Here is a 12,463-nt window from a genome sequence, read left to right on the forward strand (position 1 = left end):
CAATAAAAAAGCCAACCTAATGGTTGGCTTTTTTATTAAGCTTTAAAATATTTAGCATAGTATTTGGCAAAATTACGATTAGCTCGCCAGTAATTCATAAACCGTTGATAGTTCCAATCAGCAGCATATTTGTAGGTATAGCCATATTTACCGTCAGCTAATAATTTAAGGGCCACATCAGTTGCCGCATTGTTACGCGCATATTTTTTAAATAAACGCGGACTAATCGCCATCCAAACCTGCCATTTACTTTGATCAGCGTTAGCAAAGACCACCGGCTTTTCACCAAGAGTACCGTCATAATCACTAATTAAATATTCCATCCAATTAACGCCATTTAGGCTCGCCCAGAAATTCGAACGACCTAAACGAACATTCATTTCAAAGACCTTAAACTTATGATCACGTTGATCATATTTCAAATCAAAGTTGGCAAAGCCGGTAATATTAAGTGACTCCAAAAAGCCAACATATTGGCGATAAATGTCTTCATTGTAATCAGGCATAATGGCCATGTGATTTCCCCGCCCTTGTGGACCAGGATCTTCAATCAACGCATGCCCCATTGAGATAACTCGGACTTTATGATTTTGATCAATATAAGCCGTCAAATTCCGTTCATAGGAGTCATCACCCGGAATCATATCTTGCATTGTAAAGGTACTTGTATAACCATTTTCATAAGCCAATTTGATAACTTCATTTAACTCTTCTGTTGAGTTAATAAAATAGATTTTCTTATGACCTGGAAAATATAAATCCATCCATTCAACCGAGTTATCAGATTTTAAAATTACTGGATAACCCCAAGGCGAGATGACTTCATGGTCAACATCAGCTGCTGAAATGCGTTGTGTAGCCGGCATATCTAAACCATATGCGGCTGCTAAAGGTTCAAATGTTTCTTTGTGGTTTAATTCGATCATACGTTCATAATCGACATATGGAATCACAAAATATTCACTAAGCGCTGCTTTATGTTTAGCAATGAGGGCGGCATATTTATCACCTGAACCAACTAAAATAGTTGCTTGACCAGCCGCTTTAAATTGTTGACCAATCTTAGTAATTTCAGTAATAAAAATCGGATCGTCATTAATACCTGGTACTAATTTTACCTCAATAATCTCACTATTACGTGTCGCCGTCATTGGATTAGCGGCGGCCAAAATTGTTGATTTAACCCCATAGGCTTCATGAATTTCTCGAGCTGAGCCATAGATACTTTCATCACTACCTAAAAACAAAACTTGGTGTTGCATATTATGCCCCCTACAATTAGTTACTTAATTTTTAATTTTCGTTTTAACCGAACAATACGTTGGCCAAATAGTTGTTCTGCAAACTTAGATTTTAAGATAAGGTAAGTATACACCCCTCCACCGAATATCATGCCAAACATGGCAATAATAAATTGTGTTAGGCGGCCAGTTGATGGCAAGAAAATTCCTAATCCACTAACCATAATACTTGCAATTAGTCCCATAATAATCGCACTAATAATTACGTATATTACCATGGGCATCATCGCTTTATAGTTAATTTCATAAGTTGATTTTAGCTTATGCAAAATAACAATGCTAGCCACCCCAAAGCCAACAAACGATGCTACTAATGGCCCCATCGCTCCAAATGAAGCCGTGGCTGGTACTTGTAAAATCAATTTAATGATAATCCCAATTGCTAATGATTTTAAAGCAAGAGCATTATTTGATAAACCTTGCGTAACGGTTGATAAAATCGTAAATAACCCAAATAAAATTCCTAAATATGATGAGAATTGTAAGATTAAAGTTCCCATCGTTGCAATTGTAGTATTACCAAAACCATAAAAGGTAATATATAATGGCCGGGCAATCGCGGCCATTCCAATTGCAGCTGGAATCATCACCACCACAAACAATTCCAAGGTAAACCGAATTTGTGAGGCGATTTCTTTTTTATCATTCCGTGTATGGGCAGCCGCTAATAACGGAATGGCGGTACTTCCCATGGCAACTGCTAACGAAATAACAATCATAATTAATTTATTGGCATTAAAATCAAAAATTGCATATTGGCTATTTAACTCAGCATACGTAAAATTCGTAAAGCGTTGCATAATATCAAAATATGAATATTGATCAATAATTTGAAAAATTGGAATTGCTGAACCAACAACAACAAACGGAATCGCTTGAAAAATAACTTGCGCAAAAATTCGCTTATTAGAAATAGTTGTTTCATTTTTACTTTGTAAACTTAAATCATGGAAATATGTTCGTTGCCGATACAGGACCCATACAAGTACGGCGATTCCACCTAAAGCACCAACAAAAGCGGCAAAGGTTGATTGAACGACTGCATCTTGCCACTTGCCATGGTTAACGCTTAAAATAAACCAGGTCATAAACAGCATATAGATGACACGTAAGACTTGTTCAATAAATTGAGAAAATGATGATGATGCCATTTGGTTGTTTCCTTGGAAAAAACCACGTGTCATACTAAGAATTGGAATAATTAAAATTGCTGGGGCTAACGAATGGAGGACTGGAATTACATTTGGATCCCCACCTGATAATTCGGGGGCAAAAATCCATATTCCACCGGCCGCAATTAACCCTGTAATTAAGCCAATAACTAACGATGTTCGGTAAAGTTTTAAAGCTAAATTATATTCACCTTCAGCATTATAGCGGGCCACTAACTTGGACACGGCTGATGGTACCCCTGCAGTGGCAGCCATTAACGCCAATGCATATAAATTATATCCTTTTGAGAACAACGCATTTCCTTGGTATTGCATCTCGCCAAACATGGCCGCCCACGGAATAATATACAACGCCCCAATAATCCGCGACATAATAGTACCGGCAACTAACCAAAATGACCCTCGTAGCATTTGCTTTTTATTATCTTGAATGTTTTTTTGCTCCACTTGAAGCGGTTCTTCAGACATTTTAACTTCCTACTTTCATTACTATACAATCCCTTCATTTTATCTAATTTTGGCCTGAATAACAATAAAGCATTAATTAATAATTATTTGCTTCACAAAATTAAGGACTTTCGGGCGCTTAAAGTAACTGCACGCATTGTCACTCAATAAAACTAAAATAAAAACAGCTTGGAAATTTAAAATTCCAAGCTGTTTTTATTTAAATTAATCAATCACCCGATTACTCGGCACTACCAACACTATCAATTAAATGCTTAGCGTCTTTTTGACGGACTAACTGGTCATAAACGGCATCATCAAAGACACAATCAATTTCACCAATGTAGACCCGTGGGGCATCTTCTTTACCTAAAAAGCCACTCTTGAAAAGATAGAGGCTATCTTCAGCATCAGCAGCACCAACCCCACCAAGATCATAAGCAGATTTACCAGCAGCAACTGCCCATTCCATCATTGCCACTTGGATAACCCGTGGAGCTTCAAAGATTGGTCCTGAAATTGAACCAGCATACATGTACCAGACTTTATCCCCAAAGGCAAAGCCTAAACCAACCGCTAAAGTTTCACCATCTTTTTCCGCTAAGTAAATCCGCATAATGTCATCCGGTCCAAAAGTCGTTAACATCCGTTGGAAGTAATCATATGGGCGGTATGTGATGTCGTGACGATGTGCCATTTCTTCATAAATACCGTAGAAAATCTTTAAATCGTCTTCGGCATTACTGTACCGTGTCGTTACACCATCACGCCAACCTCGACGAATTTTAGTACGAACTTTACTTGAAAAGCCAGCTAAAATTTCATCTTGCGTTTGTTTCCCTTGTAAATCAACCACGACGTTAATCCGGGGTTGAATTGTACCATGTAAGCCTTCTACATTAACATTACGTGTTTCGTAGCCATGTTCCTTAATTTCGGCATCAAAAGCTTCATCGTATGCTACTTCGGGATCCATTCGTAACACATACACATTTTTTTCAATCAACGTTGGTTTAACTTCCGCAACGAGTCGATCTAACAATGCCAAATCATGAGGATCCATGACTGGTCCTTTTGAAGCATAGGCAAAGCGTGAACCATTAGCCAACTTAGTCATCAAAATTGAAATAGCCGCAATAATTTGGCCATCTTCCTCAACATATGCATGGAATTGTTCCCAATTATCTTTAACGGTTGCCCATCCTAAATCTTGTGTAATTTGACCATACTTTGAGCCACGTACAAAATCTTGGAACCGTGAAACTGCATTTTTATCGGTAATATCTAAAATCGGCACTTTTATCATCCAACTTTCTTTTAAATTTCTTCTTTAATGATACACTTTTTAAGCCCTAAACTCCGCATTCTGTGAACTTTTTTACTAAAAAATTGCTACTTTTCGAGAATGCTAATCGAATTTAAGTTTATTATAATAAAAAATTAAATTCATCTTAAAATATTTTTTTAATTAGCAAGGGCGACCAATTCAATTAATGAATTAGTCGCCCTTATTATAACTGATTTGTTATTATTTTGGATAAAATGTCACTTCATTAATTGGCAACAATGTTAATAAGCTTGCCTTTAATGTTAATTACTTTGCGAACTGTTAAGTCTGCTACTTGCTTTTGAATAGCTTCATCAGCTAAAGCTAATTTTTCAAGTTCATCCCCTGCAATATCAGCTGCAACCGTAATCTTACTCCGTACCTTACCGTTAACTTGAAGAACTACTTCAACTTCATTTTCAACTAATTGGCTTTCATCGTACGTTGGCCAAGCAACAAAGGCAATGGTATCCGTGCCACCAAGGATTTGCCACAATTCTTCTCCCATGTGTGGTGCCACGGGTGCAAGTAATTGGACAAAGCCTTTAATATATTCAAGTGGTAATTTTTCGGCTTTATAAGCATCGTTAACAAAGACCATTAATTGTGAGATTGCCGTGTTAAAACGTAATCCTTCAAAATCATTAGTCACTTTCTTAACTGTTTGATGATAGCTCTTAGTAAGCGTGCCATCGTTTTCAGTCGTGATATTAGCATTAAGGTGACCATCTTCGTCAACAATCATCCGCCAAACACGATCTAACCAACGCCGTGAACCTGAAAGGCCATCTTCAGACCACGCGATTGATTGTTCCAATGGTCCCATGAACATTTCGTACATCCGTAATGTATCAGCCCCGTATTCATTAACGATATCATCAGGATTAACCACGTTACCCTTTGATTTAGACATTTTTTCGTGGTTTTCACCTAAAATCATCCCTTGGTTAACTAACTTTTGGAATGGTTCACTAGTTGGTACGACACCTAAATCATACAAGAACTTGTGCCAGAAACGTGCGTACAACAAGTGTAAGACGGCGTGTTCTTGACCACCGATGTATAAGTCGACATTGCCCCAGTAGTTTAATTTTTCTGGTGCCGCGATGGCGTCATCGTTAGTTGGGTCAATGTAACGTAAGAAATACCATGATGAACCAGCCCATTGTGGCATCGTATTTGTTTCCCGTAACCCTTTACGGCCATTTTCATCTTCAACTGCAAGCCATTCCGTTGCATTAGCTAAAGGTGATTCACCATTTCCAGAAGGTTTAATATCTTCCATGTATGGTAGTTCAAGTGGCAATTGGTCTTCAGGAACTAGCGTTGATTCGCCATCTTCCCAGTGAATAACGGGAATTGGTTCACCCCAGTAACGTTGCCGTGAGAAAATCCAGTCACGTAGTCGGAAGTTAACTTGCTTATGACCACGGTCATGTTCTTCTAACCAATCAATCATTGTGGCAATCGCCGTTGCTTTATCCATACCATCAAGGAAACCTGAGTTAATGTGGGTTCCATCACCAGTATAGGCTTCTTCATTAGTACCACCTTCGATTACTGGTTTGATAGTTAAATCAAATTTTTCAGCAAATTCAAAGTCCCGTGTGTCGTGGGCTGGCACAGCCATAATCGCACCCGTACCATATGAAGCAAGGACATAATCGGCAATCCAGATTGGTAATTTTTCACCATTAACTGGATTGATTGCGTAAGCACCAGTAAAGATTCCTGATTTATCTTTATTAAGATCTGTCCGTTCCAAATCAGACTTAGATGCAATTTCTTTGCGATATGCTTCAATAGCATCTTTATTATCATCAGTCGCAATTTGATCAACTAATGCATGTTCAGGTGAAAGAACGACATAACTTGCTCCAAATAAAGTATCTGGACGAGTTGTGAAGACTTCAATCTTGTCTTGAGCATTTTCAACATCAAAGAACACACTCGCTCCGATTGAACGACCAATCCAGTTACGTTGTTGTTCTTTAATTGATTCTGGCCAATCTAATCCTTCTAAATCATCAATCAAACGATCAGCATAAGCGGTAATCTTAAGGACCCATTGACGCATTGGGACACGATAAACAGGGAAACCGCCCCGTTCTGTCTTACCATCGATAACTTCTTCGTTAGCAACTACAGTACCGCCCATCAAATCAGGGGCCCAGTTAACCATAATCTTATCTTCGTATGCTAAACCTTTTTTGTAGAGTTGTTCAAAGATCCATTGCGTCCACTTGTAGTACTTAGGATCAGTGGTATTAACTTCACGATCCCAATCGTATGAAAGCCCAAGGGTTTGCATTTGCTTGCGGAAGTTAGCAACATTTTCTTTCGTAATATCGGCTGGAAAACGCCCTGTCTTCATTGCATATTGTTCAGTTGGCAAACCAAAAGCATCAAATCCCATTGGGTGTAAAACATTAAAGCCTTGTGAACGCTTCATACGTGAAACGATATCTGTCGCAGTATACCCTTCGGGATGCCCAACGTGAAGTCCTTGACCAGATGGGAATGGGAACATATCCAAAGCATAAAACTTAGGCTTTGAAGTATCTTCACCGGTTTTAAAAGTGGCATTTTTGGCCCAGAAATCTTGCCATTTTTGTTCGATATCTTTATGTTGATAACTCATAATGTACTCCTTCGTATATATAAAATAAAAAAGTCCCGTAACGTAACATTAAGTTACGTTACGGGACGATAAAGTCGTGGTACCACCCGAAATTCATGCCAAAACTGGCATCTCGTGTGTCCTATATCGGAGGACAAACCGGTACTTATTAATAATGTTAACAAGTTCATTAAACAATAACGTGAATTCACAGCATCCATTCACTCTCTGAGCATGTTGTTTAACTACTACTTTAACTAAGTACAAAATTTGTATAAATTCATTTTAACAACTAATAACCGTTTGGACAAGTCTTTACCGTGCTATAATTAACATCAATTAAATTAATCAATGCCCTTAAAGGAGATCATCAAAATACACCATGAAATTAGCAAATGCCCTAACATATAGTCATACCCTTTTAAGTCAAACCGTTGAACGTGGCAACTATGTGATTGATGCAACCGTCGGTAATGGTCATGATACGGAATTTTTAAGCCAATTAGTCGGACCTAAAGGTCATGTTTTAGGCTTTGACGTACAAGCAGCGGCAATTACTGCAACAGCCCAACGACTAGCCGAAGCGCAGCTTAATAATACTGAACTCATTTTAGCGGGGCATGAAAATGTTGAGCAATATTTACCAGTAAATCAATCCGTTGGTGGTGCAATTTTTAATCTTGGTTATTTACCTGGTGCCGATAAAGATGTGATTACCCATGGGGCAACAACATTAGCTGCTATCAATGGTATTTTACCGCACCTCAAAAGAAATGGTTTACTAGTCCTTGTGGTCTACTACGGACATCCTGGTGGCCAAGATGAAGTTAATCAGTTGCTAACCTTTGCTCAAGCCTTGCCCCAAAAAGAATACCATGTTTTACAATACCAATTTATTAATCAAGTAAATCAACCGCCTTACATTATTGCCATTCAAAAACGGGTATAAATACAAGCACTATCAAAAAATAGACTAAATAACCGCCACGAAGCAATTCTTCATGGCGGTTATTATTATATTTCGAATATATCGAACACGTTTTAACAGTAAATTACTCAGTAAAATAAGCTTTTAATGCGTCAACTTTATCCAATTTTTCCCATGGTAAATCAAGATCAGTCCGACCAAAGTGACCATATGCGGCTGTTTTAGCGTAGATTGGGCGTTGTAAATCAAGCATTTGGATAATTCCGGCTGGACGTAAATCAAATAATTGACGAATTGCGGCAACTAGTAATTGATCATCTACCTTACCAGTCCCAAAAGTTTCAACCGCAATTGAAACTGGTTGCGCCACCCCAATCGCATATGCTAATTGGATTTCAATCTTATCAGCTAAGCCAGCGGCAACAATGTTTTTAGCAATGTAACGAGCGGCATAAGATGCGGAACGGTCAACTTTGGTTGCATCCTTACCAGAAAAGGCTCCACCACCGTGGCGGGCAGCTCCACCATAAGTATCAACAATAATTTTTCGACCAGTTAAACCAGCATCTCCTTGTGGTCCACCAATAACAAAGCGACCAGTTGGGTTAATGAAGTATTTTGTGTGTTCATCAAGTAATTCAGCTGGGATAACTTTAGCAATGATTTGTTCCTTCACGTCTTTACGAATTTGTTCTAGCGAAACATCCGCATCGTGTTGCGTTGAAAGGACAATTGCATCAACTCGGAATGGTTTACCAGCATCGTCTAATTCAACCGTTACTTGTGCCTTGGCATCTGGACGGAGATAAGCCAATTCTTCTGATTTACGTAATTGTGCTTGTTTAAGCATTAATTGTTGGCTAAGGGCGTGTGCTAATGGCATGTAGGTTGACGTTTCGTTAGTTGCATAACCATACATCAAACCTTGATCCCCAGCACCAATTTGATCGAGCGGATCAACCCCACCATCTTCACGGTTTTCAATAGCGGTATCAACCCCTTGAGCAATATCAGGTGATTGTTCATCAATAGCAATCATCACCCCAGTGTTGTCACCATCGAAACCAAATTCCGCATGGTTGTAACCAATTTCTTTAATTTTATCACGAACAACTTTGTTAATATCGACATATGCGGTTGTTGATAATTCACCAAATACTAATACTAATCCAGTTGTTACTGAGGTTTCAACAGCAACACGGGCATCTTTATCTTGTGTCAAAACAGCATCCAAAATAGCATCACTAATTTGATCTGCAATTTTATCTGGGTGACCTTCTGATACGGCTTCTGATGTAAATAAGTGTGGTTCTTTGTTCAATTCTTGTGACATGATTCTCTCCCTTAAAAAAAATGCGACCATCCTTGATTCGGATAGCCGCATTGAAAGAATTCAATAATCAACTATCTTCATCGGAAATCTTGTTTTACCACCTTGCAACGATAATTGTAGGTTGGTGTGCGATCACCGGGCAAGTCCCTCACGCACTCTCAATGAAGAATGATACTTAAACAGTATATCACTTATGTTGTTAAATGCAAAGATGCTTGATAGAATAAACTTTAATGTATTAACTTTGGAGGTTGATTAATGGAAAATCCTACATTGAATTCACAACCACTACAACGTACCCCAAAAGGTGTCAATCTCATCGAGAAATTTAAACAATCACCATGGCAAAAAAGTTCACTTTTAGCCTTAGTTACGGTACTAAGTCAAAATATCATCTGGTGGACCTATCCACTGATTTATAGCAAACATCTTAATGGTCAATTACCACCTGGTAGTTTTGTTTTAGTCGCCTACTCGGTATTAGTAGCCTTGGCGATGCATTTTATTTTCAGCTCTCGTTTTCATTCATTTTGGGCGATGCTATTGTGCATATTAAGTGGTATCGTCACATTTTCAAGCTTAATTAAAGGTAGCTTTGAAGTTTTTTGCTTATTGTTACTCTTTACAGGTTATTTAATTATTTTACAAATTAAATGGATTCGCTTGAAATCAATTATTGGCCTAGTTGGTTTAGCGATTCTAGCAGCCTTTACAATTCCACTAGCCATTTTTTACTTACAAAATAACTATGTAACAAGTAAATTTATTGTCACGCTAATTCCACTCGTTTTTAGTTATTTATATTTCTTAATTCCCCTATTTATCCCGTATTCGAAATTACGCACCCTTAGTAGTTTAATATTGGGCTTAGCTTTTTTAATTAATATTATGTTACTCCCCTTTAATTTTTGGACACTACTGGCAATTGTAATTGTAGCTGGTTCATGGTTGATTCTTTTTAATCTTGAACTGGATATTCGTTTACAAGTACCATTATATTTCTGCTTACAAACGTTAACTGTGATGGTTATTTTCTTACAACAACATTAATTCAAAAAGGACCAAGAGAACTTTCTCTTGGTCCTTTTTACTAAAGTCATGCATTGATTAATTAAGCATTCAGTTTTAATACTTGCTCATAGACTTGTTTTAATTGTGCCCCGATAGCCTTTAAATCACGCTCTACGGCCGTTTTATAGCCTGCATGTACAATTGCACTCATATCAGTCGTTAACGCATGGTGGAGCTGCTGATTAAAGCTTGCAACATCATTAGCCTTTAATACATTTTGCCCATCATGTAACCAACCATCATATACCGGAATATCACGCACGATTACATTTTGTTGTGACGCAAGTGCCTCAAGGACGACAATCCCTTCCGTCTCTTCATACGATGGAAATAAAAAGGCATTGGCACCACTATAAGCGCCTTCAATAACATCACCCGTAATGTATCCTGGAAAAATAACGTTATCAGGGTGCTCTTCTTTGACAATCCGGCGAATATTTGCTGGAATTGCTGCTAAGTTAATATGCCCAAACCAAATAAATTTAATTTCAGGATTTAACCGGGCAATTTCAACAAAATCAACAATCCCTTTCCGAGCAAATAGCAATCCAACACTAATGACAACTTTAGTATCATCATTTAACTTAAAATGAGTCCGAAAAGCTTGTTCTTTATCAAGTTTGGGCTCATATTTTGCTAACTCAATTCCATTTGAAATTGGATAAATTGGTTGTTTTAATCCATATCCTGCAATTAATTTTTTAGAATATGGTGTTGGCGTTATTAAAACATCCGCTTGTCGATACAAACTAATTAAGTAACGCCGATATAACGGTGCAATTAAATTTGATCCAATAAATGAGTTTCGAAAATCTTCCTCTGTTGAATGCGCATGATAGATGACTGGTTTATTGTGTCGCTTAGCTTCTCGAATAATCTGCCAACTTTTGATTCCATACGTGTTAATGTGAAGTACATCATAATCATCGTTAGGATCTAAAGTATATTCAACGTTATTAGCTGTTAATGCCTTCATTTGGTGGTGCATGGCATGACCAATTCCAGAATTGGCAATTAACTTTTGCCCTTCAAAGTACAATAAGACTTTCATTATAAATTCTCCAACAAACTATCAATTGTAGCCAAAACTCCATCATGATTATTATCAGTTACTGCTTTTAATGAAATTTCCTGTTGCATTGCATCATACGCATTAGGCATTAAAATCCCTTTACCAACGTATTTCAACATCTCTAAATCATTTTCATTATCACCAAATGCGACAATTTCACTTTGATCAATATTATATTTACGCTGTAAAACTTGTAACCCGGTCGCTTTGTTAACACCTTGCGCTAAAATATCAACACTCCCAAAACCAGACCCGGTTGCGTGTAGTTCATCACTAAACATTGCGCGTAAACTAGCTACGTAAGGACTAACTTGCTTACTTGGCCAAACAAACGTAATTTTAAAAATAGTATCATCAATTTCCAATAATTTTTCAACTTGATATAAAGGAGTATAAAAACTTTTTACCTCTGCTAAGGTTGCCCCGGTTGCGTGATTACTTACGTAAGTACCACGTAATCCTGATAGAATAATCATATTATCAATACTTGCTGGATTATTAGCATTCCAATCAATAACTTTCGCTAATTGTTGATTGCTAATTGGCGCATCAAAAATCATTGACTCACCTTGATAGATTCGCGCACCATTATCAGCGACAAAATCAATTGTAAAATCATCTAAGACTGGTTCGAAATAACGTGCTAGTTGTCGGTATGGATTGCCACTGGCCGCTACAAATCGAATTTGTTGTTGTTCCATGAATTTTAATTGTTCCCGGAATCGTTGGACATCATATGCTTTGTTATCACGTAAAAATGTCCCATCCATATCTGTTGCAATCATTTTAATCATTTGCTACACTCCTTTTATTTCATTTTACTAAAAAAGGACCCAATAGATTAGTATATCTAACTAATCAACTTGAGTCCTTTCAACAATTTTAAAGATGGTAATCGGATTCGAACCGACGATCAGGGTGTTGCAGACCCATGCCTTACCACTTGGCTATACCATCATAATATCAATAACTTTACTATTATAAAGCACATCTTCTATGCCTGTCAATACTGACCAATTACCTAGTTTTAAAAGAAAAAAGATTGAACCATCCATTTGGGCGCTTCAATCTTTTTTACATTATGCCGTCGGTGGGGGTCGAACCCACACTCCCGTGAAGGAACTGGATTTTGAGTCCAGCGCGTCTGCCAATTCCGCCACAACGGCATGCTTATTTAACTATCCGGCAATAA

General features: G+C 37.7%; 9 protein-coding genes, 2 tRNA genes and 1 riboswitch. Of the genes, 2 read left to right on the plus strand and 9 right to left on the minus strand.

All coding sequences use genetic code 11. From position 1 onward, the window contains the following. Window positions 1-35: 35 nt before the first annotated feature. The 4 genes from LQZ75_RS08515 to leuS form a co-directional block, all read right to left on the minus strand. A complete protein-coding gene (locus LQZ75_RS08515; RefSeq protein ID WP_230097399.1) occupies window positions 36-1,262 on the minus strand; it encodes a carboxylate--amine ligase in 1,227 nt (408 codons plus the stop codon). A 20-nt stretch (window positions 1,263-1,282) separates the two neighbouring features. Next, window positions 1,283-2,941: a putative polysaccharide biosynthesis protein gene (locus LQZ75_RS08520; protein ID WP_230097400.1), complete on the minus strand. Its 1,659-nt coding sequence runs from the start codon at window positions 2,939-2,941 to the stop codon at window positions 1,283-1,285. Window positions 2,942-3,161: 220 nt separating this feature from the next. Beyond that, a complete protein-coding gene (locus LQZ75_RS08525; RefSeq protein WP_230097401.1) occupies window positions 3,162-4,226 on the minus strand; it encodes a lipid II:glycine glycyltransferase FemX in 1,065 nt (354 codons plus the stop codon). 247 nt (window positions 4,227-4,473) lie between these two features. Further along, on the minus strand, window positions 4,474-6,888 hold the full coding sequence (leuS, locus tag LQZ75_RS08530; RefSeq protein WP_230097402.1) for a leucine--tRNA ligase: 2,415 nt from the start codon (window positions 6,886-6,888) through the stop codon (window positions 4,474-4,476). A 361-nt stretch (window positions 6,889-7,249) separates the two neighbouring features. Here leuS and mnmM point away from each other — a divergent pair, with 361 nt between their 5' ends. Then, a complete protein-coding gene (mnmM, locus tag LQZ75_RS08535) occupies window positions 7,250-7,816 on the plus strand; it encodes a tRNA 5-(aminomethyl)-2-thiouridylate-methyltransferase MnmM (protein WP_230097403.1) in 567 nt (188 codons plus the stop codon). A 103-nt stretch (window positions 7,817-7,919) separates the two neighbouring features. Here the strand turns inward: mnmM and metK are convergent, their stop codons facing one another. Continuing rightward, entirely contained in the window at window positions 7,920-9,128 is a 1,209-nt protein-coding gene (gene metK / locus LQZ75_RS08540; RefSeq protein WP_230097404.1) for a methionine adenosyltransferase, read from the minus strand. Between the two features lie 74 nt (window positions 9,129-9,202). Continuing rightward, window positions 9,203-9,296: riboswitch (SAM riboswitch) on the minus strand. A 90-nt stretch (window positions 9,297-9,386) separates the two neighbouring features. Here metK and LQZ75_RS08545 point away from each other — a divergent pair. Further along, window positions 9,387-10,178, plus strand: a complete 792-nt coding sequence (locus LQZ75_RS08545) for a hypothetical protein (RefSeq protein WP_230097405.1) — start codon at window positions 9,387-9,389, stop codon at window positions 10,176-10,178. A gap of 61 nt (window positions 10,179-10,239) precedes the next feature. Here the strand turns inward: LQZ75_RS08545 and LQZ75_RS08550 are convergent, their stop codons facing one another. From LQZ75_RS08550 to LQZ75_RS08565, 4 genes are all read right to left on the minus strand, one after another. Then, a complete protein-coding gene (locus LQZ75_RS08550) occupies window positions 10,240-11,250 on the minus strand; it encodes an LTA glycolipid anchor biosynthesis glycosyltransferase, IagA/BgsA family (RefSeq protein WP_230097406.1) in 1,011 nt (336 codons plus the stop codon). Beyond that, window positions 11,250-12,065 (minus strand): Cof-type HAD-IIB family hydrolase, encoded by an 816-nt coding sequence (locus LQZ75_RS08555; protein ID WP_230097407.1) that lies wholly within the window; start codon window positions 12,063-12,065, stop codon window positions 11,250-11,252. The genes LQZ75_RS08550 and LQZ75_RS08555 overlap by 1 nt, the downstream gene beginning before the upstream one ends. Window positions 12,066-12,157: 92 nt before the next feature. Next, window positions 12,158-12,228: transfer RNA gene (locus LQZ75_RS08560), tRNA-Cys, on the minus strand. Window positions 12,229-12,353: 125 nt separating this feature from the next. Next, window positions 12,354-12,437, minus strand: a tRNA-Leu gene (locus LQZ75_RS08565). Window positions 12,438-12,463 lie beyond the last annotated feature (26 nt).

It is taken from the genome of Periweissella fabaria (assembly GCF_918814575.1).
GTDB lineage: Bacteria > Bacillota > Bacilli > Lactobacillales > Lactobacillaceae > Periweissella > Periweissella fabaria.